General features: G+C 67.5%; 25 protein-coding genes and 1 other RNA gene. 11 read left to right on the forward strand and 15 right to left on the reverse strand.

The window, feature by feature from the left end; translation table 11 throughout:
* The 5 genes from ILP92_RS14125 to ILP92_RS14145 all read right to left on the reverse strand — a co-directional run bounded on the left by ILP92_RS14125 (position 1) and on the right by ILP92_RS14145 (position 5,564).
* The gene (locus ILP92_RS14125; RefSeq protein WP_198917061.1) at positions 1-1,035 is read right to left on the reverse strand and encodes a succinylglutamate desuccinylase/aspartoacylase family protein; all 1,035 of its coding nucleotides are present in this window, start codon (positions 1,033-1,035) and stop codon (positions 1-3) included.
* An 82-nt stretch (positions 1,036-1,117) separates the two neighbouring features.
* Positions 1,118-2,023: a 30S ribosomal protein S6--L-glutamate ligase gene (gene rimK / locus ILP92_RS14130; RefSeq protein WP_198917062.1), complete on the reverse strand. Its 906-nt coding sequence runs from the start codon at positions 2,021-2,023 to the stop codon at positions 1,118-1,120.
* A gap of 44 nt (positions 2,024-2,067) precedes the next feature.
* A complete protein-coding gene (ggt, locus tag ILP92_RS14135) occupies positions 2,068-3,861 on the reverse strand; it encodes a gamma-glutamyltransferase (protein ID WP_198917063.1) in 1,794 nt (597 codons plus the stop codon).
* A gap of 69 nt (positions 3,862-3,930) precedes the next feature.
* Positions 3,931-4,485, reverse strand: coding sequence for an inorganic diphosphatase (locus ILP92_RS14140; RefSeq protein ID WP_198917064.1), 555 nt, complete (start codon positions 4,483-4,485; stop codon positions 3,931-3,933).
* Between the two features lie 122 nt (positions 4,486-4,607).
* Positions 4,608-5,564 carry an MBL fold metallo-hydrolase gene (locus ILP92_RS14145; RefSeq protein ID WP_198917065.1) on the reverse strand — a complete coding sequence of 319 codons (957 nt, stop codon included), beginning with the start codon at positions 5,562-5,564 and terminating at the stop codon, positions 4,608-4,610.
* A 74-nt stretch (positions 5,565-5,638) separates the two neighbouring features.
* On the opposite strand from ILP92_RS14145, the gene ILP92_RS14150 reads away from it, so the two are divergent.
* From ILP92_RS14150 to rnpB, 7 genes are all read left to right on the forward strand, one after another.
* Positions 5,639-6,109, forward strand: coding sequence for an MOSC domain-containing protein (locus tag ILP92_RS14150; protein WP_198917066.1), 471 nt, complete (start codon positions 5,639-5,641; stop codon positions 6,107-6,109).
* Between the two features lie 128 nt (positions 6,110-6,237).
* Positions 6,238-6,888 carry a ceramidase domain-containing protein gene (locus tag ILP92_RS14155; protein ID WP_198917067.1) on the forward strand — a complete coding sequence of 217 codons (651 nt, stop codon included), beginning with the start codon at positions 6,238-6,240 and terminating at the stop codon, positions 6,886-6,888.
* 37 nt (positions 6,889-6,925) lie between these two features.
* A complete protein-coding gene (gatC, locus tag ILP92_RS14160) occupies positions 6,926-7,213 on the forward strand; it encodes an Asp-tRNA(Asn)/Glu-tRNA(Gln) amidotransferase subunit GatC (RefSeq protein WP_198917068.1) in 288 nt (95 codons plus the stop codon).
* A gap of 5 nt (positions 7,214-7,218) precedes the next feature.
* A complete protein-coding gene (gatA, locus tag ILP92_RS14165) occupies positions 7,219-8,700 on the forward strand; it encodes an Asp-tRNA(Asn)/Glu-tRNA(Gln) amidotransferase subunit GatA (protein WP_198917069.1) in 1,482 nt (493 codons plus the stop codon).
* A 35-nt stretch (positions 8,701-8,735) separates the two neighbouring features.
* Positions 8,736-9,497, forward strand: a complete 762-nt coding sequence (locus ILP92_RS14170; protein ID WP_198917070.1) for a hypothetical protein — start codon at positions 8,736-8,738, stop codon at positions 9,495-9,497.
* Positions 9,461-10,174 (forward strand): N-acetylmuramoyl-L-alanine amidase, encoded by a 714-nt coding sequence (locus ILP92_RS14175; protein WP_497549932.1) that lies wholly within the window; start codon positions 9,461-9,463, stop codon positions 10,172-10,174. The genes ILP92_RS14170 and ILP92_RS14175 overlap by 37 nt, the downstream gene beginning before the upstream one ends.
* A 12-nt stretch (positions 10,175-10,186) precedes the next feature.
* Positions 10,187-10,570: RNase P RNA component class A (gene rnpB, locus ILP92_RS14180), an RNA gene on the forward strand.
* 16 nt (positions 10,571-10,586) lie between these two features.
* On the opposite strand, the gene ILP92_RS14185 is transcribed toward rnpB, so the two are convergent.
* The gene (locus ILP92_RS14185) at positions 10,587-11,198 is read right to left on the reverse strand and encodes a ferric reductase-like transmembrane domain-containing protein (RefSeq protein ID WP_368667895.1); all 612 of its coding nucleotides are present in this window, start codon (positions 11,196-11,198) and stop codon (positions 10,587-10,589) included.
* A gap of 15 nt (positions 11,199-11,213) precedes the next feature.
* Complete coding sequence (locus tag ILP92_RS14190; protein WP_198917071.1) at positions 11,214-11,696, reverse strand: peptidase associated/transthyretin-like domain-containing protein; 483 nt, start codon at positions 11,694-11,696, stop codon at positions 11,214-11,216.
* Positions 11,697-11,926: 230 nt separating this feature from the next.
* Here ILP92_RS14190 and rpmG point away from each other — a divergent pair, with 230 nt between their 5' ends.
* Complete coding sequence (gene rpmG / locus ILP92_RS14195) at positions 11,927-12,094, forward strand: 50S ribosomal protein L33 (RefSeq protein WP_012179442.1); 168 nt, start codon at positions 11,927-11,929, stop codon at positions 12,092-12,094.
* 159 nt (positions 12,095-12,253) lie between these two features.
* Here the strand turns inward: rpmG and ILP92_RS14200 are convergent, their stop codons facing one another.
* On the reverse strand, positions 12,254-12,478 hold the full coding sequence (locus ILP92_RS14200) for a hypothetical protein (RefSeq protein ID WP_198917072.1): 225 nt from the start codon (positions 12,476-12,478) through the stop codon (positions 12,254-12,256).
* A 601-nt stretch (positions 12,479-13,079) separates the two neighbouring features.
* Here ILP92_RS14200 and ILP92_RS14205 point away from each other — a divergent pair.
* The gene (locus ILP92_RS14205; RefSeq protein ID WP_198917073.1) at positions 13,080-14,513 is read left to right on the forward strand and encodes an APC family permease; all 1,434 of its coding nucleotides are present in this window, start codon (positions 13,080-13,082) and stop codon (positions 14,511-14,513) included.
* A 70-nt stretch (positions 14,514-14,583) separates the two neighbouring features.
* Here ILP92_RS14205 and ILP92_RS14210 read toward each other — a convergent pair whose 3' ends face one another.
* Both ILP92_RS14210 and ILP92_RS14215 read right to left on the reverse strand, forming a co-directional pair.
* Entirely contained in the window at positions 14,584-14,991 is a 408-nt protein-coding gene (locus ILP92_RS14210; protein ID WP_368667896.1) for a metallopeptidase family protein, read from the reverse strand.
* A complete protein-coding gene (locus tag ILP92_RS14215; RefSeq protein WP_198917075.1) occupies positions 14,988-15,938 on the reverse strand; it encodes a 1-phosphofructokinase family hexose kinase in 951 nt (316 codons plus the stop codon). The genes ILP92_RS14210 and ILP92_RS14215 overlap by 4 nt, the downstream gene beginning before the upstream one ends.
* A 134-nt stretch (positions 15,939-16,072) precedes the next feature.
* On the opposite strand from ILP92_RS14215, the gene gltX reads away from it, so the two are divergent.
* A complete protein-coding gene (gltX, locus tag ILP92_RS14220) occupies positions 16,073-17,401 on the forward strand; it encodes a glutamate--tRNA ligase (RefSeq protein WP_198917076.1) in 1,329 nt (442 codons plus the stop codon).
* Here gltX and ILP92_RS14225 read toward each other — a convergent pair.
* The 4 genes from ILP92_RS14225 to choW are packed head-to-tail and all read right to left on the reverse strand — an operon-like array spanning position 17,385 to position 20,335.
* Complete coding sequence (locus ILP92_RS14225; RefSeq protein ID WP_198917077.1) at positions 17,385-17,957, reverse strand: exopolysaccharide biosynthesis protein; 573 nt, start codon at positions 17,955-17,957, stop codon at positions 17,385-17,387. The genes gltX and ILP92_RS14225 overlap by 17 nt on opposite strands.
* A gap of 55 nt (positions 17,958-18,012) precedes the next feature.
* Positions 18,013-19,041, reverse strand: a complete 1,029-nt coding sequence (gene choV / locus ILP92_RS14230; protein ID WP_198917078.1) for a choline ABC transporter ATP-binding protein — start codon at positions 19,039-19,041, stop codon at positions 18,013-18,015.
* A complete protein-coding gene (locus tag ILP92_RS14235) occupies positions 19,038-19,445 on the reverse strand; it encodes a GFA family protein (RefSeq protein ID WP_198917079.1) in 408 nt (135 codons plus the stop codon). Before ILP92_RS14235 ends, choV begins: the two co-directional genes overlap by 4 nt.
* The gene (gene choW, locus ILP92_RS14240; protein WP_198917080.1) at positions 19,442-20,335 is read right to left on the reverse strand and encodes a choline ABC transporter permease subunit; all 894 of its coding nucleotides are present in this window, start codon (positions 20,333-20,335) and stop codon (positions 19,442-19,444) included. The genes ILP92_RS14235 and choW overlap by 4 nt, the downstream gene beginning before the upstream one ends.
* Before the next feature lie 130 nt (positions 20,336-20,465).
* Here choW and ILP92_RS14245 point away from each other — a divergent pair, with 130 nt between their 5' ends.
* Entirely contained in the window at positions 20,466-21,254 is a 789-nt protein-coding gene (locus ILP92_RS14245) for an MBL fold metallo-hydrolase (RefSeq protein ID WP_198917081.1), read from the forward strand.
* Between the two features lie 175 nt (positions 21,255-21,429).
* Here the strand turns inward: ILP92_RS14245 and lpdA are convergent, their stop codons facing one another.
* Positions 21,430-22,818, reverse strand: a complete 1,389-nt coding sequence (gene lpdA / locus ILP92_RS14250; RefSeq protein ID WP_198917082.1) for a dihydrolipoyl dehydrogenase — start codon at positions 22,816-22,818, stop codon at positions 21,430-21,432.
* Positions 22,819-22,825 lie beyond the last annotated feature (7 nt).

A 22,825-nucleotide genomic window follows, 5' to 3' on the forward strand; every position in this document is an offset into this window, starting at 1 on the left:
CTAGAGAATCTCGTCCTCGTCGAACATGGGGTCGGCTTCGATCTCGGCGGTCACGCGGGCCATCCGGGCGTCGGCATCGGCGCGGGTGGGGGCCAGGTGATAGATCGCGTCGCCCTCGTTGACGACGGGCATGGTGGCGCGACCCAGGATCAGCGCGGGCTCGGGGGCGACGATCTCGATCTCGTTCTCGCCGAACGGATCCGACACGATCGCCAGCAAGGTGCCGGTATCGACCCCTTCGCCCGCTTCCTTGAACGACCGCAACAGCCCGCCCGCGGGCGCGCGCAGCCAGCTCGATCCGGCCAGGTGCCATGGCTTCGCGCCGCGGCGGCCAAGGCCCTTGGCGCCGATCATGCCCATGTGGTGCATGACGCGCAGGATGCCCGACGCGCCGAACCGCGCCGACATCTCGTCGAACCTGAGCGCTTCGCCCGCCTCGTAAAGCAGGATATCGCAGCCCTTGTCCCGGGCGGCGGCGCGCAGGCTGCCATCGCGCAGCTTGGCGCGGATGATGACCGGCGCGCCGAAGGCCTCGGCGCGGCCGAGCGTTTCCTGGTGCTGGGCCGACACGCGGATCTGCGGCATGTTTGTGCGATGGATGGCGGCGGAATGCAGGTCGATGCCGAAATCGCTGCGCGCGACGATCTGCGACATGAACAGGTCCGCCAGCCGGGCTGCAAGCGAACCGGCCTCGGACCCCGGGAACGAGCGATTGAGATCGCGACGGTCCGGCATATAGCGGGAATTGTTGAGAAATCCGAACGTGTTCACGATCGGCACCACGAGCAGGGTGCCCCGGATGGCGTGCACTTGTGGCTGGCGCAGCAGGCGGCGCGCGATTTCGACGCCGATGACCTCGTCACCGTGCACGGCGGCGCTGACGAACAGGGTCGGGCCCGGCCGCCGACCGTGGATCACGTGCACCGACATGGTGACGGGGGTGTGGTCGGACAGGCGCGAGACCGGAAGCTCGACCGTGCGTGAGGTGCCGGGGGCGATGTCGTGATCGCCGATGACGAATGGGGCGCGTGGCATGCAAAGCGTCCTAGAAAGCGGGGCTCCAGACCATCCGCGATAGCCTGGAGAAGATCATCCCGGATGATCCGGGACCCGGTGATCAGCCCTTGCCGCGCGTGGCGGTCTTGCCGGGCTTGGCGTTCTTCTCGATGAATTCGATGATCTTGCCCGCGATGTCGATACCGGTGGCCTTTTCGACGCCTTCCAGCCCGGGCGACGAATTGACCTCCATCACCACGGGGCCGTGGTTGGCGCGCAGCATGTCCACGCCGCAGACGTTCAGGCCCATGGATTTGGCCGCGCGCACCGCCGTGGCGCGTTCCTCGGGCGACAGCTTGATCACGGCCGCCGACCCGCCGCGGTGCAGGTTCGACCGGAATTCGCCCTCGGCGCCCGTGCGTTTCATGGCGGCGACCACCTTGCCGCCCACCACCAGCGCGCGGATATCCGTGCCGCCGGCTTCCTTGATGAATTCCTGCACCATGATGTTCACGTTGGCGCCGCGGAATGCCTCGATCACCGACTTGGCGCTGCGATCCGTGTCGGCCAGCACGACGCCGATGCCTTGCGTGCCTTCCAGCAGCTTGATCACCGTGGGCGCACCGCCCGCGATCTTCAGCACCTCTTCGGTCTGCTTGGGGTCATGGGCGAAGGTCGTCACCGGCAGACCGATGCCGTCGCGCGCCATCAGCTGCATCGAGCGCAGCTTGTCGCGCGACCGCCCGATGGCCACGGACTCGTTCACCGGATAGGTGCCCATCACTTCGAACTGGCGCAGCACGGCCAGCCCGTAGAACGTGACCGACGCGCCTATGCGCGGGATCACGGCGTCGTACTTGGGCAGCAGCGCGCCGTTGTAATAGATCTCGGGCCGACGCGAGGCGATGTTCATGTAGCAGCCCAGCGTCTTGATGATGTCCAGCTCGTGGCCGCGCTCTTGCGCCGCCTCTTTCAGTCGCTGGTGCGAGTAGAGATTGGCGTTCTGCGCCATCATTGCGATTTTCATGTCGGGTCCTTTGGGTGGCCGGGCGGAATGCCCGGCCGGTGGGCCTATTCGCCCAGTGCGATGCCTTCACGGCGGGGATCGGCGCCGCCCTGCAATCCACCATCGGTGATGCGGATGGCGTGCAGGCCAGATGTCAGGTCGCGGATATTCGTTTCATATCCGATCTCTTGCAAGGCGCTTTCCAGCTCGGCGGCCGAGGTGCCTTCTTCCAGGTCGAAGGTGCCGAAGCGGTTGACCAGGTGCGGCGCCGCAAGCGCCTGCTGCACGTCCATGTCCCAGTCCATGTGGTTGATGATCGCCTGCGCCACGTAGCCAATGATGCGGCTGCCGCCCGGCGAGCCGATCACCAGGTAGGGTGCGCCATCCTGCATCACGATGGTGGGCGCCATGGACGAGCGGGGGCGCTTGCCCGGCTCGACCCGGTTGGCGATGGGATAGCCCTCGGAATGGGTCGAGAAGCTGAAATCGGTCAGTTCGTTGTTCAGCAGAAAGCCGCCCGGCGCGAACAGGCGCGAGCCGAAGCCGTTCTCGATGGTCGTGGTCATCGACAGCGCGTTGCCGTCCGCATCGACGATCGAGATATGCGACGTCGAGGGCAGTTCGATCGCGTCACCGTCGCCGTAGCGCAGGGCGTGCGACCATTCCGGCGCGCCCGCGCTGACCTCGTCCAGTGCCTCGGATCCGCCCAGCTGTGCCGCGCGGCCCTTCAGGTAGTCGGGGTTCACCAGCCCCTCGGTCGGCATGGGCACGAAATCGCTATCGGCCATGTAGCGGCCCCGGTCCGCGAAGGCGAGCCGCGAGGCGTCGCCGATCAGCCGCCAGGCCTGCGGGTCGTCGGGCGACATCTCGCCCAGTTCGTAGGCGTCGAGCATCCCCAGGATCTGGCCCACGGTCAGCGCGCCCGACGATGGCGGGCCCATGCCGCATACTTCGGCGCCGCGATAGGGCGCGCAAACGGCGGGGCGTTCCACGGTGTCGTAGATCGCCAGATCCGTCATCGACAGCGTGCCGGGACTGCCGGCGGCATTCTGCACCGTGTCGACGATCCCTTGCGCGATCTCGCCGGTGTAAAAGGCGTCCGACCCGGTCTCGGCCAGCGCGCGCAGCGTGGCGGCATAGGCGGGGTTCTGCAGCGTGTCACCCGCGGCGATCGCGGTGCCGCCGGGGAAGAAATAGCTGGCCGCGCTTTCGATGGTGCCGAGGTATTCGTCCTCGGCCACCAGCGTGGCCAGTCGCGGCGACACGGGGAAGCCGTCTTCCGCCAGCCCGATCGCATCGGTGAACAGGCTGGACCATTCGGCGCGGCCCCACATCTGGTGCGCGCGCTCCATCAGCTTCGGGGTGCCCGGCGTACCGACCGACCGGCCGCCTACCACCGCGTCCCAGAAGCCCATGGGCTCGCCATCCTGCTGGAACAGCTGCGGCGTGACGTCCAGCGGCGCGGTTTCGCGGCCGTCCAGCGTCGTCAGCACACCTTGCGTGGCGTCGTAATAGACCAGGAACGCGCCGCCCCCCAGGCCCGAGCTCTGCGGCTCGACCAGGCCCAGCACCGCCTGCACGGCCACCATGGCGTCCGCCGCGCTGCCGCCGTCGCGCAGCACCTTGGCACCGGCTTCCACGGCCAGCGGATTGGCGGCGGCGACCATCCAGTCCTGCGCCTCGGTCGGCCGACCCGCGTCCTTGGCCGCCAGTGCCGCTTGCGCGGCTTCGGACAGGTCCGCGTCGAATCCCGCGCCTTCGGACGCGGCTTCGGGGTCCACCGCGTCGGCGGTCTGCTGGGCGTGAAGGGCGGTGGCGGTCAGGAAACCGGCGACGGTAAGGGCAAGGAAGCGGGTCATGGAAATATCCTCTTCGGGGGGAAGGTGGGCAAAGTCTATCGCGCGGCCGGACCGACGCAAGGCCGGGGTTCAGTACGGATCGGGCGTATCGGGATCGCGCTTGGCCGCGTCCTCGGCCTGCTCGAGCATCCGCTCGGCGTCGTCCCGCTCGCCGCGGCCGACCACGTTGAAGGGGCGTTCGATCATGCGGTTATAGGCTTCGAAGAACAGCTCCATGTCCCAGGCGAAGCCGTCGCGCATGTCCGACAGCGTGTCCACGTGGGCGAAGATGCGCGACATATTGGCGACGGCCACCACCCGGTCGTTTCGGGCCATTTCGCCGCCTTCGTCGTTTTCCATCTTCAGCACGCCGATCAGCCGCGCCTCGATCAGCGCGCCCGCGGGCACCGAGCCGTCGGTGATCAGCACGATGTCCAGCGCGTCGCCGTCTTCCGCCAGCGTATTGGGGACATAGCCGAAGCTGAACGGAAACCGCATGCCTTCGGGCAGTTCCAGCCCGATCCGAAACAGGCCCGACGCGTCCACATCGTATTTGTGGCGGCTGTCCTTGGGGGTCTCGACGAAGACGTTGATCGCGCCGTCTTCGGTGCGGGACGTGACTTTCTCGAGGGCTTGCAGAAACATGGGCGGCGTCCTTCAGGTTGCGTTGCAGGGACAGCCCCCGGGGGGCGGAATGGTTCCGCCCTTGCGCCGCAGGTACGGGCCCGCGGATGGGTCGGCCGGGACATCCCGGCCGACCGGCGCGTTCAGTCCGCGTAGGGGTAGGGCGCGTCGATGATCGCGTAGCCTTCGCCCGCCTGCATGATGTGGCCCAGGCCCGGGAAGTCGATATGGCTGCCCGCGATCAGCATCCGGTCCGCCACCACCCGGTCCAGCAGCGCCGCGCGGGTTTCGGCGGCCTGCTCGGGGTTCACGTCAAAGCCGATCGTCACGGCGGGATTGGCCAGCTGCACCGGCGTCACGTGCACGATATCCGCCCAGATCAGCAGGCTGGCGTCGCCCGACGCGATGGCGAAGCCGGTATGTCCCGGCGTGTGGCCCGGCAGCGGCATGGCGGTGATGCCCGGTGCCACTTCGCCTTCGCCCGAAAACGGCTTCAGGCGGTCGCCGTAGATATCCAGAACCGAGCGGGCCAGGTTGAAGAACATCGCGTTGCCTTCGCCGGCCTGCTGCATGATGGCGTCATCGGTCCAGAAGGTGCGCTCGGCCTCGTTGAAGACCAGCTCGGCGTTGGGAAACAGCGCCGCGCCGCCCTCGATCGCGCCGCCCACATGGTCGGGATGCAGGTGGGTGGCCAGGATCGTGGTGATATCCTCGGGTGCCACTCCGGTGGCGGCCAGGTTGCCCATCAGGCGGCCCAGGTCGGGGCCCATGGCGCCGCCGGTGCCCGCATCGACCAGCATGGTCGTATCGCCCGACTGGATCAGGAACGCGTTGACCGGCGCACGGAAGGTGTCGGGGTCGCGGAACTGGTCGCGCATGGCGGTGGCGTAGTCTTCCGCGTCGATGCCCTGCAGGACTTCGGGGCCAAGCCGCAGCGCGCCGTCGTTGAGCGCGGTCACGGAGATATCGCCGATGGCAAATTTCTGCGCCGCGGGCAGGACCGGGGCCTGCGCGTGGGCGGCGGCAAGGACGGGACGGGCCAGGAACGGGGCCGCAAGCGCCGCGGCTCCGCTGGCCATGAGGTGACGACGGGTGAGCATGGGTGGATCTCCGGGTGGTTGGGTTGTTCGGTGTCATAGGGTAGCGCTGAGCCCGGCGGCGAAAAGGAGCGACGATGGTCGGACTGCGCGAGATGATGGAGCGGCACGCGCGGGCAGGCCGGGTCGACTGGATCGGCCTGCGCGGCGCCCGACGCGAAACTGTCCGGGCAACGACGACGGCGGAGATCGACGAGAGCGGCCTGGTGGGGGATCACGCACGGGCGGGAAAGCGCGCGGTGACGTTGATCCAGGCCGAACATCTGCCGGTGATCGCGGACCTGCTGAACCGCGGTCCGGTTCCGCCCGAGATATTGCGCCGCAATATCGTCGTCTCGGGCATCAACCTGGCCGCCTTGCGCAAGGAGCGTGTCCAGATCGGCGACGCGGTTCTGCGGATCGAGGGACCATGCCCGCCCTGCAGCCGGATGGAGGAATACCTGGGGACGGGCGGCTATTCGGCAGTGCGGGGTCATGGCGGATATTACGCGTCGGTCGAGATACCGGGCGCCGTCCGCGTGGGCGACTCGGTGACCCTGGCGCGCTGAACGGCGGGACTCCGCGTGGCGACCCGGGCGCGGGGATATTTTCGCAAGCCCAGATGTCAGCAGCGACGTATCGCAGCAGTCGGGGCCCCGGGCGTTGCCAATTCGGCACGCCCTGCCAAGGTCCCAGCATGGATTTGACGCGGGCGATCGATGGCTACTGCGAACGGATGGGCCCGGGACTTCTGGCCGAGCCCGCCAACGCGCTGACGAACGTGGCCTTTCTTGTCGTGGCCCTGTGGCTCTGGCGGCGCAGCCGCGGGATCGAGCGGGTGCTTTGTGCGGTGCTGGCCGCGATCGGCCTGGGCTCGGGTCTGTTCCACACCTATGCCGTCGCCTGGGCGGCGTTGGCCGATACGATCCCGATCGCGGTGTTCATCCTTCTCTATGTCTTCGCGGCGCACCGGCACTTCCTGGGCTGGTCGGCGCCGTGGTCCATGCTGGGGGTCGCGGCGTTCGTTCCCTACCTGGTGCTTGCCGCGCGCGGCTTCGCAGCTTTGCCCGGCTTCGCGATCTCGGCGGCGTATTGGCCTGTGCCGCTCGCCATCGCGGGATACGGGGTCTGGCTCAGCCGCGACTTGCCCCACGTGGCGCGCGGGCTCTGGATCGGGGCGGCGATCCTGAGCCTGTCGCTGGTCGCCCGCTCGCTGGACGCGCCGCTTTGCGACTCCCTTCCGCTGGGCACGCATTTCATGTGGCACCTGCTCAACGCCGTGATGCTGGGCTGGATGATCGGCGTGCTGCGCCGCCAGCGCCTTGAAAGGGGCGGGCAGGGGCGCTAGAGCGGGCGCGATCTGATCCAAATCCGAAGGGTGGCCCATGTCCATCGACAAAGACACCGCCGCGCGCATCGCGAAGCTTGCACGGATCCGCGTGGAAGAGGGTGAGCTTGACGCGTTGGCGGGCGAGTTCAACACCATCCTGGGTTTCATCGAGCAACTGGGCGAGGTCGATGTCGAGGGCGTCGAGCCCATGGTCAGCGTGACGCCGCAGCGTCTGAAGCGGCGCGACGACGTGGTGACCGATGGCGACCAGCAGGCCAAGATCCTGGCCAACGCTCCGGACGCGCGCGAAGGCTTCTTCGCCGTGCCGAAAGTGGTGGAGTAAGCGCCATGACCGATCTGAACAGGCTGACGATCGCGGCGGCGCGAGAAAAACTGCGGCAGGGCGAGGTGACAAGCGTCCAGCTGACCGAAGCCTGCCTGTCCGCCATCGACTCGGCCGATGCGTTGAACGCGGTGGTGCACAAGACGCCCGAGCGCGCGCTGAAGATGGCCGAGGCGGCGGACAAGCGGCTGCAATCGGAAGATGCGCCCGCGCTATGCGGCATCCCCCTGGGGATCAAGGATCTTTTCTGCACCGAGCATGTCCCCAGCCAGGCGGGCAGCCGGATCCTGCAAGGGTTCCGCCCCGAATACGAAAGCGCCGTGACGCGCCAGCTGTGGGACAGCGGCGCGGTCATGCTGGGCAAGCTGAACATGGACGAATTCGCCATGGGCTCGTCCAACGAGACCAGCGTCTATGGCAACGCGGTGAACCCCTGGAAGGTGGACGACCGCGACCTGACGCCGGGCGGCTCGTCCGGGGGCTCGTCCGCCGCCGTGGCCGCGGATCTGTGCCTGGCCGCGTTGGGCACCGATACCGGCGGGTCGATCCGCCAGCCCGCCGCCTTCACCGGCACCGTGGGGCTGAAGCCCACCTACGGGCGGGTGTCGCGCTGGGGGATCGTGGCCTTCGCGTCGTCGCTGGACCAGGCGGGGCCGATGACCAAGGACGTGCGCGACGCGGCGATCCTGCTGCGCGCCATGGCGGGCCACGACCCGCAGGACAGCACCAGCGCCGACATCCCGGTGCCGGATTTCGAAGCGGCGCTGACCGGCGACATCAAGGGCAAGACCATCGGCCTGCCGCGCGAATACCGCATTGACGGGATCCCCGACGAGATCGACGCGCTTTGGGCCGAAGGCCGCAGGATGCTGGAAGACGCGGGCGCGAAGATCGTCGACGTGTCGCTGCCGCACACGAAATACGCGCTGCCCGCCTATTACGTCATCGCCCCGGCCGAGGCGTCGAGCAACCTGGCCCGCTACGACGGCGTGCGCTTCGGTCACCGCGCCAAGCTGGACCAGGGCGACGGAATCACCGAGATGTACGAAAAGACCCGCGCCGAAGGCTTCGGAGCGGAAGTGAAGCGCCGCGTCATGGTGGGCACCTACGTCCTGAGCGCCGGCTTCTACGACGCCTACTACAACCGCGCACGGCGGGTGCGTGCGCTGATAAAGCGCGACTTTGACGAGGTCTTCGCCCAAGGGGTCGACGCGATCCTGACGCCCGCCACCCCGTCCGCCGCCTTCGGCTTGGGCGAGATGGGCGGCAAGGATCCGGTCGAGATGTATCTCAACGATGTCTTCACCGTGACCGTGAACCTGGCGGGCCTACCGGGCATCGCGGTGCCGACGGGCCAGGACAGGCAGGGCCTGCCCCTGGGTCTGCAACTGATCGGGCGCCCCTTCGAGGAAGGCGACCTGCTCAACATCGCCCACACACTGGAACGTCAGGCCGGGTTTGTGGCCAAACCCACCCGTTGGTGGTAAACACGCGTCCGATGGCTTTCAGGAGCACGAGCGTCATGTGGAAATATGCCTGTCTGGGTATGCTGGCCGTGGCTGCCTGCACCCCTGCGCTGCCCGAAAGCGGTGCGACGCTGGACGGACGGCCCGCCAATATCGGGCAGGGCGTCGGGTTCGGCTCTTACCAGGGTTACGAGGCCGCGCGCATCGCCCGCGAACGCGAATTGCAGGGCGGCTCCACCAGCCAGCCGATCGTTCCGACACGGCCCGTGATCTCGTCCGAAGAACTCAGCGCAGCCGGTTTGCCGTCGGGCGGCAATGGGTCGGGCGGATTGCCGCCCGTCGATACCGTGGGCGCGGGCGCGCCGCTTGACGCACGGGGGCCTGTCGCGACCCAGTCAAGCCCTGCGACGCCGGTCAGCGTGAACAATCCCGGAATTTCGGACGAGCAGAGCTTCGAGGCCGTGTCGTCCCGCGAAAGTATCGAATCGGATGCCGAGCGGCTCGAGCGGCAGGCGCAGGCCTATCGCGTGATCCAGCCCACCGCCGTGCCCACGCGCAGTGGCGCGTCGGGTCCGAATATCGTGCAATACGCGCTCAGCACCACCAATGCGCGCGGGCAGTCGATCTATCGGCGCAGCGGGATCAGCCTGCAGTCGCGCTCGGTGCGCGCGTGCCAGCGCTATCCGTCGCCTGACCTGGCGCAGGAAGCGTTCCTCGAGCGCGGCGGCCCCGAAAAGGACAGCCTGAACCTTGATCCGGACGGGGATGGCTTCGCCTGTTCGTGGGACCCTGCACCGTTCCGCGCGGCGCGCGGCTGAGCGTTTCCTGGCACCCCTCGCCCAGTTTCGGGCCGCGCCGCGATGGCGCGGTGCCCGATCTGGTCGTGCTCCACTACACTGCCATGCCGACCGCCCAGGGCGCGCTGGACCGATTGTGCGATCCGTCGGTCGAAGTGTCGGCGCATTACCTGGTCTGCAGGCGCGGGCAGGTGGTGCAGATGGTCGACGAAGCCATGCGCGCATGGCATGCGGGCGCCGGATCCTGGGGGGCCGTCCGGGACGTCAATTCCCGCTCGATCGGGATCGAACTGGACAATGACGGCGCGTCGCCTTTCCCCGAGCCACAGATGCGCGCACTTGAAGACCTTATCGCAAGCACCTGCGAACGCTGGGATATCCCACCGGCCCGCGTAATCGGGCATTCCGATTGCGCCCCCGGGCGCAAGATCGACCCCGGCCCGCGTTTCGACTGGGCCCGTCTGGCGCGGCGGGACCTGGCCGTTGCTGCGCGCCCCGAACGGGCGGGCGACACTTGCTTCGCCGACGACATGCGGCGCGCGGGCTACACGGCCACGGACGATCCCGACACGCTGCGGGACGCCTTGCGCCTGCGGCACCGTCCGGGCGCCACCGGGCCGCTCGACGCCGTGGATCGCGGGCTGGCGCGGGCGCTGGCGCGGCGCTTCCCCGTTGACGCGGCGGATGCCGGATCATAACTGCAGCCCTGCGCGGATGGCTGGATGATCGCGTGCGCGGCCCGCAAGGCCACGTGCGAGGAAAGTCCGGACTCCAGGAAGAAACGGTGCCGGGTAACGCCCGGGCGGGGCAACCCGACGGATAGCGCCACAGAAAACAGACCGCCCCGGGTCCGCCCGGGGTCAGGGTGAAACGGTGGGGTAAGAGCCCACCGGGGGGCTGGCAACAGCGCCCGCATGGCAAGCCCCACCGGGAGCAATGCCGAATAGGGATCGCGCGGCGCAAGCCGGGCCTCTTCCACCCAGCGATCCGGGTAGGCAGCTAGAGCCTGTCGGCAACGGCAGGTGCAGATGAATGATCATCCAGCCCGCGGCGACGCGGGGGGACAGGATCCGGCTTACAGGCCGTCCGCGCGCTTCATCCTGTTGCCGGTCACGCGTCGCGGCGCGCGCGGGGCGACCAGATCCGCAGATCCACGATCAGCTTGATGGTCGCGGCCACGCTCAGCGCGCAGAGCATCCATTTCGACACCGTGCCCATGGTGCCGTCGATCAGCACCGCGTGGACGGCGCTTCCGCCCACGCACAAGGCCGCCAGGGACGCGTGCAAGCGGCGCCACGTCATTGGCCGCAACCGGATACGCTTGCGCAAGGCGGCCAAGGCGGCGGCTGCAAAGGCGGCCCACATGGCGATCACCCCCCAGGCCGAGAACGGCGTGGGTGAGCGGAAGAGCAGCGCGTCGACCACGTCTGGCGGGCTGGTGATCCACAGGGCGCCCACGTGCCAGACGATGGCCAGAAACAGACCCGCGCCGACGATCCGGTGCACGATGCGCGACTGCCGCAGGGCCAAGCCCGGCAAAGCGCCGCCCGCCAGCAATGGCTGAAGCAGCAGGCAGGCCATGGCGATGATCCCGGCGAACCCCGCCGAGATATAGACCGGACCGCGCCACTCGAGCAGGGGGCTGGTCGCCGCCACGGCCAGCGGCCCGACGATCGCCACCGCAAGGGCGGCCCACATCGCGGCGGCGCGCAGGCTGGTCACGGCGCGGCCCGCGACTTAAGCCGGTTGCAGGACGAAATCGGCGGTCAGGCTGGTGGCGCTGGGATCGCGCATCACGGGCCGCAGGAAGACGGTCTGGAAATCGCGGCTTTCCAGCGCCAGGTGGCCATGCGCCTGGCCGAAGGCGGGGACGATCTGCGGCATCTCCAGTCGGAAGGCACCGTTCGCATCGGTCAGCGTGGCGCCGTGGCTGTGCGGATCGCGTTCGTGGCCTTCGGTGGTGTGCGCCCAGATCTGGACCCGCTGGCCCGCAAGCGGGGCGCCGTCGCCCGCACGGCGCACCGTGCCGCTCATCCAGAAGCCACCGCCGCCGATGCGCGTGACGATGGGCGCGCCGGGGCGGTAATTGTTGGACCCGCCCCGCATGGAAGGCGTCGGCGCGACGCCCTTGGCGCGGGCGGGCGACAGCAGGCCCGCGGTTCCAAGGATCAAGGCGCTGCTTGCGGTGGCGACAAGGGTTCGGCGGTCGATGACGGACATGGCGGGAGGCTCCTGTCAGATGTCAGATTCGGGGTGTTCAAACTCGCCTCAGAGTTTAGAAAGGACGAGCCGCGGAATAAACCACCCCAACAGCATCGTGAATTGCAGCGCACGCGTTCAAGGGTCGCGGGGATTTCCCGGTTGACTATCGGTGCTCGGGGCGTAAAAGGCGGCTTCAGTCGAAATTTCACCGCCTGCGGCCATCCGGCCCACGGTCGAGGAGAGTATCCATGGCGAAGCCGACCACCATCAAGATCCGTCTCAACTCGACGGCGGATACCGGCCACTTCTACGTGACCAAGAAGAACGCGCGCACGATGACCGAAAAGATGGTCGTGCGGAAGTACGACCCCGTCGCGCGCAAGCACGTCGAGTACAAGGAAGGCAAGATCAAGTAAGGATCTTGCCAGCCTGAACGCCGCAGCGCCGTCCCTTGGGGCGGCGTTTCGCGTTTCAGGGGGTAATTTTCGGGGGAGTGCGTTTCGGGCGCGGGGGCATTCCCGCGCGCAAGTCAGATCGCGCCCGCCGGACGGGCGCGATCCGTGGTCTTGGCGCGCTCAGTAGCTGCGCGGACGGCTGCAGACGCCGGCATCGTCGCAGAAGACGCCTGCCAGGCCGCCGATGATCGCGCCGCGGTCGCCGTTGCCGTTCACGGCCTTCGCCGCGCCATAGCCCATGGCGGCGCCCACAAGGCCGCGCTCCATGTCGCTGTCGATGACGCCGCCGGGACCGCAGGCCGACAGAAGGGCTGCCGAGGCAAGAAGGGGTGCAATGAGTTTCATGGGAAAGCTCCTGAATTCCGGCGATTGCGCCGGCAGTGGTTAAGGGACGGGCGCATCTCGCACCCACCGGTCGCGAACGCACCCAGGGCCGGTGAATCGGCAAGGCACGGTCGGGTCCGGCAGCGCAGAGGTAGGGGCGAGTGGGTCCGCTATGCCATGACGGCGGGCCACGCGAAGGCCCGATCCCATGGCCCATCGGCGGTTATCGCATAACAGCGCCGGTTTTTCGGCGAGAACGCGCCACGCGCCGCCCGTCCCGTCGATGGGGGCTTGCCTCGGCGGCGTCTGAGCGTCCGGGCGGATGGACCCATCGCCCGCGCCAATCGGACCGCAACGCGCCACCCCGTGGCAGGGCTCGATGGCCGCTGGGTCATCCCGGCATCTGCAGGCTCCGGCGGCCCATCACCGCCCGGATGATCCGCGACGACGACCAAATCCTGCTGAATTTTCGGTCAATTGCGCCGTGTTTTTAACCTTTCGGCGCCGACCGCCCAACAACTCCCAGAAGAAAGTTGTCCTAACGTCACTCGCCCTAGCTTAAGGAAGGGGCACGGGAGGCGTCCTTCTGGACCCCGCCCCATTGAAAAGGAGGTGTTCTGTCATGTCTGACAATTCCGATACCGAAGGGTTTCAAAGGATACTGGGGCGCTGGGATATCCTGGCGCTGGCGTTCGGAGCCATGGTCGGCTGGGGCTGGGTCGTGCTGGCGGGCACCCAGATCCGCGAGGGCGGCACGCTGGGCGCGATCCTGGCCTTCGCCGCGGGCGGCTTCGCGGTCTTCCTGATCTCGCTGACCTATGCCGAACTGTGCTCGGCCATGCCGAAAACGGGCGGCGAGCATATCTACAGCTACCGCGCGCTGGGCGTGACGGGGTCCTTCATCTGCACGTGGGCCATCATCCTCGGCTACGTCGCCGTCGTCGCGTTCGAGGCCGTGGCCCTTCCCACGGTGATGGACTACCTGGTGCCGGGCTACGCGGTTGGTACGCTCTGGACCATCGCGGGATGGGAGGTGAAGGCCACCTGGGTCGCGGTGGGGGTCATCGGCGCGCTGGTCATGACTTGGGTGAACTATCGCGGCATCTCGTTTTGCGCGGCGATCCAGAAGCTCTTCACGCTGGCGCTGGCGCTGGTGGGTCTTGCGCTGATCTTCGGCAGTTTCTTCACCGGCACGACGGAAAACACCGCGCCGCTCTTCGTCAACGGCTTCGGCGGCTGGATGGCGGTTCTGGTGATGACGCCGTTCCTGCTGGTGGGATTCGACGTGATCCCCCAGGCGGCCGAAGAGATCGACTTGCCCTACCGGACCATCGGCAAGGTTCTGTTGGCATCGGTGCTGATGGCGGTGGTGTGGTACATGCTGATCATCTTCGGCACGTCGCTGATGCTGGACAGCGCCGCGCTGGAGGGCACCGACTTGGCCACGGCGGACGCCCTGGCGGCGGTCGTGGGCGCGGGCTGGGGCGGCAAGCTGCTGGTCTTCGCGGGCATCTGCGGCATCCTGACCAGCTGGAACTCGTTCTTCATCGGCGGTAGCCGGGCGATCTATGCCATGGCCCATTCCGGCATGCTGCCCGCGTTCCTGGCCAAGCTTCACCCCGTGCACCGCACGCCCGTGAACGCCATCCTGCTCATTGGCGGGCTGTCGGCCATCGCGCCCCTCTTCGGGCGCAGCGCGCTGGTGTGGTTGGTCAACGCAGGCGGGCTTGGCATCGTCATCGCCTACGTGCTGGTGGCCGTGTCGTTCCTGATCCTGCGCAAGCGCGAGCCGGACATGGAGCGTCCCTACACGGTGCCCTACGGCGAATACGTGGGCTGGGCGGCCGTGGTCCTGGGCTCGGGGCTGGCGCTTCTCTACATGCCGGGCTTCCCCTCGGCGCTGGTCTGGCCCGCGGAATGGATCATCGTGGGGCTGTGGACGCTGGCGGGCGCGGGCTTCTGGATGGTGGCGCGGCAGCAAAACGGCCGCCAGACCCAAGAGAAGATCCTGCGCGACGAGGTTCAGTCGCTGTCGCGCGGCACCCCAGCCGAATAGCGCGCGCGGCCGGTATTAACAGAACGACAGCCGCGCGGGCCGATCCGTCCCGCGCGGCTTCCATGTTTTATCAGGTCCACCATTCGTCGATGCTGGCAATGTCGGCATCGGACCAGCCGAAGTGATGGGCCAGCTCATGGACCAGCACATGCACCACCAGATCGCCCAGGGCGATGTCGCCGCGCGCCACCCATTCGTCCAGGATCGCCCGCCGGAAAAGCCAGATCGTATCGGGTCCGTGCGGCTGGTCGGCCACGGATTTCTCGGTCAGCGGGATGCCATCGTAGAGCCCGGTCAGCGTGTAGGGGTCGTCGATCTCCATCTCGTCCAGGATGTGATCGGGGGCCAGTTCGACCACGCGCAGCGCAACGGCGCGCGCCGGACCCGCGAATTCGGGCGGCAGGCTGGCCAGCCCGTCACGGGCCAAACGCTCCAGATCGGCCAGGTCGGGGGGCGTGGCGTCGGTCCAGCCGCTCACAGCTTGCGCAGGGTCACGTCCTGCATCAGCCGGTCGGTGGTGTCCCGGTCGCACAGTTTCGTGGCCTCGGTCATCACCGCGTTCGACGCCGCCGCCACGGCAAAGCGCAGGCATTCGCCCGGATCTCGGTCTTCGGCCAGGCCCAGCGTGTAGGCGCCCACGAAGCTGTCACCGGCGCCCACCTTGGAGATGACCGACACCTTGGGCCCGACCGAATGCCAGGCGCCCTCGGGCGTTGACAGGACCGAGCCATCGGCGCCGCGCGCCACGATGATGGACTTCGCCACGCCGCGCGCGATCAGTTCGCGGCAGAAGGCGGCCGTATCCTCGACCGTGGGAAGGTGGCGGCCCGCCAGTTCCTCGGCCTCGGCATCGTCCATGCGCAGAAGGTGCAGCGACGGGTGGGGCTTTTCGACCAGGTGGTGAAGGGCCGACCCGGAGGTGTCGACGATCAGCCGCGCGCCCCGGTCGCCCACGTGGTCGGCCAGGATCGACGGGAAATCCTTGGCCACGCCCGGCGGCTGCGAGCCTGACAGCACCACCAGCGTGTCGTCGCCGGTGGCCTGGTCGATCGAGTTCAGCGCCCGGTCCACGTCGCCCTGCTGCCAGAGCGGCCCCGGCATCACGAAGCGGAATTGCGTGCCGTCCTTTTCGTTGATGACCGACACCGATTGCCGCGTCTCGCCCGGACCCTGGAAGGCCACGGTCGCCACGCCTTCGTGCGCCAGCCGTTGCAGCAATTGCGCGCCGGTGCCGCCACCGATTGCGATCAGCGCCACCGCCTGTCCGCCCAGCAGCCGGATCGCGCGGGCCACGTTGATGCCGCCGCCGCCCGGATCGATCTGCGGCTCGGTGCAGCGCAGCTTCAGCTCGGGCAGGATCTCGGGCGTCGAGGTCGAGAAATCCACCGTCGGGTTCAGCGTGATGGTCAGGATATGGGCGCGCATGGGGCCTCGCCTTCTCAGGGAAATTTCGGCGCTAACATCCAGACCGCGCCGCCGGGATGCAAGCGGATTCGCCGCGCGCTTTCTGGACAAGCCACGGCGCCTGTGGAATAGCCGCCCGCGAAGGAGCCCCGTCCATGACCATCACCCGTTTCGCCCCGTCGCCCACCGGATACATCCATATCGGCAACCTGCGCACGGCGCTGTTCAACTGGCTGATCGCGCGCAAGGCGGGTGGCACGTTCATCCTGCGGCTCGACGACACCGACCCGGTGCGGTCCAAGCAGGAATACGTGGACGGCATCATGGAGGACCTGGAATGGCTGGGCCTGACCTGGGACCGGGTCGAGCGGCAGTCCGAGCGGCTGGACCGCTACCACGACGCCGCCGACAAGCTGCGCGCGGCGGGCCGCTTCTACGAGGCGTTCGAGACCCCGACCGAGCTGGATCTGAAGCGCAAGAAGCAGCTCAACATGGGCAAACCGCCGGTCTATGACCGAGCGGCGCTGGCGCTGACCGACGAGCAGAAGGCGGCGCTGAGGGCCGAGCGCGGCGACGGCCACTGGCGCTTCAAGCTGGACCAGGAGCGGATCGAGTGGGCCGACGGGATCCTCGGCGACATCTCCATCGACGCGGCATCGGTCAGCGACCCGGTGCTGATCCGCGGCGACGGGCAGGTGCTGTACACGTTGGCCTCGGTCGTCGACGACACCGACATGGGGGTCACCCACGTGGTGCGCGGATCGGACCACGTGACCAACACCGCCACGCAGATCCAGATCATGGCCGCGCTGGGCCACGACCATCCTGCCTTCGCGCACCATTCGCTGCTGACCGGCCCCCAGGGCGAGGCGCTGTCGAAGCGCCTTGGCTCGCTGTCGTTGCGCGATTTCCGCGCCGCGGGCGTCGAGCCCATGGCGTTGCTGTCGCAGATGGCGCGGCTGGGCTCGTCCGACCCGATCGAGCTGCGCATGACGCTGGACGAGATCGCCGAAGGCTTCGACGTCTCGCGCTTCGGCTCGGCCCCCACCAAGTTCGACGCCGAGGACCTGAAGCCGCTGACCGCCCGGGTGCTGGCGGCCACGCCCTACGACGAGATGGCCGAGGAAATCGCGGCTTTGGGCGTGCCGCAGGACATCGCGCCGCAATTCTGGGAGGTCGTGCGCGAAAATATCGAAACGCGCGGCGACATCGTGCGCTGGTGGGCGATCTTCAAGGACGGGGCCGAGCCGGTGATCGCCCCCGAGGACCGGGATTTCGTCGATCAGGCCGTGGCCCTGCTGCCGCCGCATCCTTACGGCCCGGACAGCTGGTCCACATGGACGTCTGCCGTGAAGGACGCCACGGGACGCAAGGGCAAGGGTCTGTTCATGCCGCTGCGCCACCTGGTGACGGGTCAGACCCGAGGCCCCGAGATGGCGCAGGTGCTGCCGCTGCTGCAAAAGCCGATCACGGCGTCAGCGTGAACGCGCCGTAAAGCGCGCCGCAGGCGAAGACCAGCGCCGCCAACATCGCCGCCCCGTCGCGCAGGGTCAGGGCCAAACCGAACAGCGCGATGCCCGCCATGGGCAGGGCAGCGGCGAACGGCACCACTCCCAGGAAAGGGGCTGTCACGGCCAGCGCCGCGCAGAACAGCGCGGCCACACGCACCATGGGATCGCCCGTCAACGCCTCGAGCCTGCCGCCGAAATGCCGGTCTAGCCAGCCCGCGGCGCCGCGCGACTTGTCGACCGCGCGCGCCAGCCTGTCATCGTCGATTGACCGGTCGGCCAGCACCGCAGGCAGCCAGGGCGACGACTTCCCGACGACGATCTGGACGGAAAACAGAAGCGCCACCAGTCCCATGATCGTGGGCACCGACGGGATCGCCCCCAGCGGCGACATGCCGATCAGGCCCGGCACCAGCAGGAAGACGCCGCTGCCGCGATGGCCGATCTTGTCCTGAACCTCGCCCACCGACACGTCGTCGTCCGAGCCTGCCAGCTCGTCCAGGTCGTTCAGGATATCCGTGATCCGCGTCATCGCCGCGCCCCCCGCTGTCTTGCGACGAAACGCCGTCGCGAGGGCCCGCGTTCCGTCAGCGCCGCGGGTTCAGCAGCCGGTCGAGCACCGATTGTCGCGTGATCTGGCCGATCACCTTGCCGTCCTCGACCACGCCCAACGCCTTGCGGGTCTCGCCCAGCGACTCCATCACACTGCGGATATCGGTCTCGGGATGGATCGTGTCGGGCAGGTTCAGCACCGCCTTCTCCATCACGTCGCGCGCGCAGAGCACGCCCAGCGGGTTCATGTGCGCCACGAAGTTCGCCACGTATTCGTTTGACGGATCTTGATAAATGTCGCGCGGGGTGCCGTGCTGCACGATCCGCCCGCCTTCCATGATGGCGATTCGGTCGCCCAGCTTGAACGCCTCGTCCAGGTCGTGGCTGACGAAGACGATGGTGCGGTTCAGCCGCTCCTGCAGGTCCATCAACTCGTCCTGCAGCCGGGTGCGAATCAGCGGGTCGAGCGCGCTGAAGGGCTCGTCCATCAGCAGGATCGGTGCCTCGGTCGCGAAGGCACGGGCCAGCCCGACGCGCTGCTGCATCCCGCCCGACAGATCGCCCACCTTGCGGTCGGCCCAGTCGGCAAGCCCCACCAGGTCCAGCTGCGTCTGCACCTTCTCGCGCCGCGCCTTCTTGGACATGCCGCCCAGCTCAAGCCCCAGGCCGACATTCTCGGCCACGGTCCGCCATGGCAGCAGGCCGAATTGCTGGAACACCATCGACACGTCGTTCAGCCTGAGCTTGCGCAGCATCTTGCGCTTGGCATTGGTGACGCTGACCATCTTGTCGCCGCGCCGGATACGAACCTCGCCGCGCGCCACGTCGTTCAGACCGTTGACCGCGCGCAGCAGCGTGGATTTGCCCGAGCCCGACAGGCCCATCAGCACCAGGATCTGGGCCTCGGGCACGGTGATCGTGCAGTCGTGCACGCCCAGCACCTGGCCAGTTTCGCGCTGGATCTGCGCGCGCTCCTGACCGGCATCCATCAGCGGCAGCGCCGCTTGCGGGTCGGCCCCGAAGACGATCGAGACATTGTCGAATTCGACGGCGGATCGGGTCATGGGGCGTCCGCCTCGAACCGCAGCACGCCGCGCCGGTGCATGGCCTGCCCGTCTTGGGGATGATTAAGGCCGTCCAGCACGTCGACCGCGGGCAGGAACGGATCGAACCCGTCAAGACAGGCGATGTTCACGCCGTATTCGGTGGGGTTCGAGCGGCGCTTGTGGTGGGTGTAGATCCCGCAGGTCTTGCAGAAATAGTGCTGCGCCACATGGGTGTTGAAGCTGTAAAGCGTCAGGTTGTCCTCACCCTGCTGAATGGTGATCCCATCCAGCGGCGCGCTGATCGCCACCGCGCCGCGCATGGCACAGAGCGAGCAGTCGCAGCGTCGCGCGGTGTTCACGCCATCGCTCAGCGTCACCGTGAAGCGGACGGCCCCGCAATGGAAGGCGGCGTTCAGCGTCATTTCTCGCCCCGCCGCAGCATCCGGTCCAGCATGATGGCGACGACCACGATGACGAAGCCGGACTCGAACCCGAGCGACGTGTTCACCTGGTTCAATGCCCGCACGACCGGCACACCCAGCCCGTCCGCGCCGACCAGTGCCGCGATCACCACCATCGACAGCGACAGCATGATGGTCTGGTTCAGGCCCGTCATGATCTGGGGCAGGGCACTCGGCAGTTCGACCTTCCACAAAAGCTGGCGCGGGGTCGCACCGAAGGCCTGCGCGGCCTCGATCAGCGGCTGCGGCGTGTTCGAAATGCCGAGCTGCGTCAGGCGGATCGACGCGGGCAGCACGAAAATCACCGTCGCCATCAGGCCGGGCACCATGCCGATCCCGAAGAAGATGATCGCCGGGATCAGGTAAACGAAGGTGGGCAAGGTCTGCATGAGGTCCAGAACGGGCCGCACCCAGGCGTAAAGTCGCGGACGGTGGGCGACCGCGATGCCGATGGGCACGCCCAGCCCCATGCACACGACGCAGGACGACAGCACCAAGGTCAGCGACTCGCTCGTCTCCTCCCAGTAGCCCTGGTTCAGCACGAACAGGAAGCCCAATACCACCAGCAGGCAGGTCTGCCAGCGGCGCTGCAGGAACCATGTCAGCGCCGTGAAGGCGGCGATGACCACCAGCGGATGGTATTCGGGCGGATAGGCGGGCACGTAGTCCTCGGCGCCGGTGGCCCAGCCGATGGACGGCGGGGTCAGGAACAGGGCCAGCAGCGCGTCGATCAGCCCTTCCAGGAAGATCGCGATCGAATCGAACACCGCGGCCCCGTTGGTCTGCAGCCACTCGAAGGCATCGCCCGCGACGCGTCCCACGGGGATCTTGGTATCGGTCAACCACTCCATGGCGCTGAACATGACCCGCGGCCGCGCGGAAGGAAAGCGGGAAGGTGCCGGGCGGGGGCTGCGCCCGTTGAAATGCAGGGGCTCGCGCTAGATCATTGCGCAACCGTCAATGAACCAAGAGGGTCGATCCATGACCAATCGCAGACAATTCCTGAAAACCGGTGCCGCCATGGGAGTGATCACCGTCATGCCCTTCCACGCGAATGCCGCCGCCCATGCGGGCAACACCTTTCCCACCGACGGGGGCGAAATCGTCGTCCACCCCGTCAGCCATGCCAGCCTGTGGATGGAAACGCCCGCCGGCGTGATCTACGTGGACCCGGTGGGCGAGGCGGCGGATTACGAAGGCGCGCCCGAGCCCGACCTGATCCTGATCACGCACGAGCATGGTGACCACTACGCGCCCGAGCTGCTGACTCAAATTGCGGTGGGCAAGACCCAGATGATCGCCAATCCGGCGGTCTACGACATGATGTCGGACGAGATGAAGGCCAAGACGCAAAGCATCGCCAATGGCGACAGCACCGACGCGCTGGGCATCACGATCGACGCGATCCCGGCCTACAACATCACCGAGGGCCGCGAGAACTTCCACCCCGAGGGCCGCGACAACGGCTACGTTCTGAACGTGGACGGCAAGCGCGTCTATATCTCGGGCGATACCGAAGGCACGCCGGAAATGCGCGCGCTGGAAGATATCGACCTGGCCTTCGTCTGCATGAACCTGCCCTTCACCATGGGGGCCGAGCAGGCAGCGGAAGCGGTGGCCGAATTCGCCCCGGCGGTCGTCTATCCCTATCACTATCGCGGACGCGACGGTGGCACGCAGGATCCCGAAGCCTTCGCGCAGATGCTCAGCGACGCGGGCGCCGAGACGGACGTGAAAATGGGCGAATGGTATCCCGACGGACTGGGCTGACCCGTCCAGACGGTCCGTGAAGAAGGCCAGCCGCGCGCCCGCGGCTGGCCTTTTTCTTCAGGTATTTCCGGAAAGATGAAGGGTCCGCATGCGCGCGACCGGCCCCATCCAGCCCCTCTTCATCTTTTCACAAATATCCCGGGGAGCGCGAGGGGCAGCGCCCCTCGCTCTGTCTTCACGAATGGATCGCGCCGTCCCCGCAGGCGAGCGCGGCCTCGCGCACCGCCTCGGAATAGGTCGGGTGCGCGTGGCAGGTCAGAGCCAGGTCCTCGGCTGCCGCGCCGAATTCCATGGCCACGCAGATCTCGTGGATCAGATCGCCCGCCATGGGGCCAATGATATGCGCGCCCAGGATCCGGTCGGTCTCCTTGTGCGCCAGGATCTTCACGAACCCGTCGCCCGCGAAATTGGCCTTGGCGCGCCCGTTGCCCATGAAGCTGAACTTGCCGACCTTGTAAGGCGTGCCGTCATCCTTCAACTGCTCTTCGGTCAGGCCCACATTGGCGACTTCGGGATGGGTGTAGATGACGCCGGGGATCACGCCGTAATTCACGTGGCCATGCTTGCCCGCCAGCACTTCGGCCACCGCCATGCCTTCGTCTTCGGCCTTGTGGGCCAGCATCGGTCCCGCGATGCAGTCGCCGATGGCGTAGATCCCGTCCACCGACGTCTTCCAGTGGTCGTCCACTTCGATCTGGCCGCGCTTCGACATCGCGACACCAAGGCCCTCCAGGCCCAGTCCGTCGGTGAAGGGCGCGCGGCCCGTGGCGACGAGGACGGTATCGGCATCGAGCGTCGCTTCGCTGTCGTCCTTGTTCAGCTTGTAGCTGACCGTGGCCTTGCCGTTCTTCGTCTCGACGCCCTGCACCGCGGCCCCCAGGATGAACTCGATCCCCTGCTTTTTCAGGATCTTCTGGAATCCCTTCTGCACGTCGCCGTCCATGCCCGGCGTGATGGTGTCGAGATATTCGATCACCGTCACCTCGGCCCCGAGGCGGCGATAGACGCTGCCCATTTCCAGCCCGATCACGCCCGCGCCGATCACCACCATCTTGTTGGGGATCTTCTTCAGCGCCAGCGCACCGGTCGAGCTGACGACGGTTTCCTCGTCGATCTCGACGCCCTTCAGCTGGGCCACGTCCGATCCGCTGGCGATGACGATGTTCTTCGCCTCGTGCACGTCGTCCCCGACCTTGACCTTGCCCGCCTCGGGAATGGACGCCCAGCCCTTGATCCAGTCCACCTTGTTCTTCTTGAACAGGAACTCGATCCCCTTGGTATTCTGGTCGATCGTGTTCTTCTTGTAGTCCTGCATCTGCTTCCAGTCGACCGACGGCGACTTCCCCTTCAGGCCCATGGTGGCGAAATTGTGCTCGGCCTCGTGCAGCATGTGGGTGGCGTGCAGCAGCGCCTTGGACGGAATGCAGCCCACGTTCAGGCAGGTGCCGCCCAGCGTCTCACGGCCCTCGACGCAGGCGGTCTTCAGGCCCAGCTGCGCGCAGCGGATGGCGCAGACATAGCCGCCGGGGCCGGATCCGATGATGATGACGTCATAGCTGGACATGGGAACG

It is taken from the genome of Palleronia pontilimi (assembly GCF_016412875.1).
GTDB classification, from domain to species: domain Bacteria; phylum Pseudomonadota; class Alphaproteobacteria; order Rhodobacterales; family Rhodobacteraceae; genus Palleronia; species Palleronia pontilimi.

What these genes read in the sequence shown, in the direction of transcription:
- ILP92_RS14125 (WP_198917061.1), bottom strand. Translation starts at nt 1,035, where the DNA reads ATGCCACGCGCCCCATTCGTCATCGGCGATCACGACATCGCCCCCGGC.
- rimK (WP_198917062.1), bottom strand. Translation starts at nt 2,023, where the DNA reads ATGAAAATCGCAATGATGGCGCAGAACGCCAATCTCTACTCGCACCAG.
- ggt (WP_198917063.1), bottom strand. Translation starts at nt 3,861, where the DNA reads ATGACCCGCTTCCTTGCCCTTACCGTCGCCGGTTTCCTGACCGCCACC.
- ILP92_RS14140 (WP_198917064.1), bottom strand. Translation starts at nt 4,485, where the DNA reads ATGTTTCTGCAAGCCCTCGAGAAAGTCACGTCCCGCACCGAAGACGGC.
- ILP92_RS14145 (WP_198917065.1), bottom strand. Translation starts at nt 5,564, where the DNA reads ATGCTCACCCGTCGTCACCTCATGGCCAGCGGAGCCGCGGCGCTTGCG.
- ILP92_RS14150 (WP_198917066.1), top strand. Translation starts at nt 5,639, where the DNA reads ATGGTCGGACTGCGCGAGATGATGGAGCGGCACGCGCGGGCAGGCCGG.
- ILP92_RS14155 (WP_198917067.1), top strand. Translation starts at nt 6,238, where the DNA reads ATGGATTTGACGCGGGCGATCGATGGCTACTGCGAACGGATGGGCCCG.
- gatC (WP_198917068.1), top strand. Translation starts at nt 6,926, where the DNA reads ATGTCCATCGACAAAGACACCGCCGCGCGCATCGCGAAGCTTGCACGG.
- gatA (WP_198917069.1), top strand. Translation starts at nt 7,219, where the DNA reads ATGACCGATCTGAACAGGCTGACGATCGCGGCGGCGCGAGAAAAACTG.
- ILP92_RS14170 (WP_198917070.1), top strand. Translation starts at nt 8,736, where the DNA reads ATGTGGAAATATGCCTGTCTGGGTATGCTGGCCGTGGCTGCCTGCACC.
- ILP92_RS14190 (WP_198917071.1), bottom strand. Translation starts at nt 11,696, where the DNA reads ATGTCCGTCATCGACCGCCGAACCCTTGTCGCCACCGCAAGCAGCGCC.
- rpmG (WP_012179442.1), top strand. Translation starts at nt 11,927, where the DNA reads ATGGCGAAGCCGACCACCATCAAGATCCGTCTCAACTCGACGGCGGAT.
- ILP92_RS14200 (WP_198917072.1), bottom strand. Translation starts at nt 12,478, where the DNA reads ATGAAACTCATTGCACCCCTTCTTGCCTCGGCAGCCCTTCTGTCGGCC.
- ILP92_RS14205 (WP_198917073.1), top strand. Translation starts at nt 13,080, where the DNA reads ATGTCTGACAATTCCGATACCGAAGGGTTTCAAAGGATACTGGGGCGC.
- ILP92_RS14215 (WP_198917075.1), bottom strand. Translation starts at nt 15,938, where the DNA reads ATGCGCGCCCATATCCTGACCATCACGCTGAACCCGACGGTGGATTTC.
- gltX (WP_198917076.1), top strand. Translation starts at nt 16,073, where the DNA reads ATGACCATCACCCGTTTCGCCCCGTCGCCCACCGGATACATCCATATC.
- ILP92_RS14225 (WP_198917077.1), bottom strand. Translation starts at nt 17,957, where the DNA reads ATGACGCGGATCACGGATATCCTGAACGACCTGGACGAGCTGGCAGGC.
- choV (WP_198917078.1), bottom strand. Translation starts at nt 19,041, where the DNA reads ATGACCCGATCCGCCGTCGAATTCGACAATGTCTCGATCGTCTTCGGG.
- ILP92_RS14235 (WP_198917079.1), bottom strand. Translation starts at nt 19,445, where the DNA reads ATGACGCTGAACGCCGCCTTCCATTGCGGGGCCGTCCGCTTCACGGTG.
- choW (WP_198917080.1), bottom strand. Translation starts at nt 20,335, where the DNA reads ATGGAGTGGTTGACCGATACCAAGATCCCCGTGGGACGCGTCGCGGGC.
- ILP92_RS14245 (WP_198917081.1), top strand. Translation starts at nt 20,466, where the DNA reads ATGACCAATCGCAGACAATTCCTGAAAACCGGTGCCGCCATGGGAGTG.
- lpdA (WP_198917082.1), bottom strand. Translation starts at nt 22,818, where the DNA reads ATGTCCAGCTATGACGTCATCATCATCGGATCCGGCCCCGGCGGCTAT.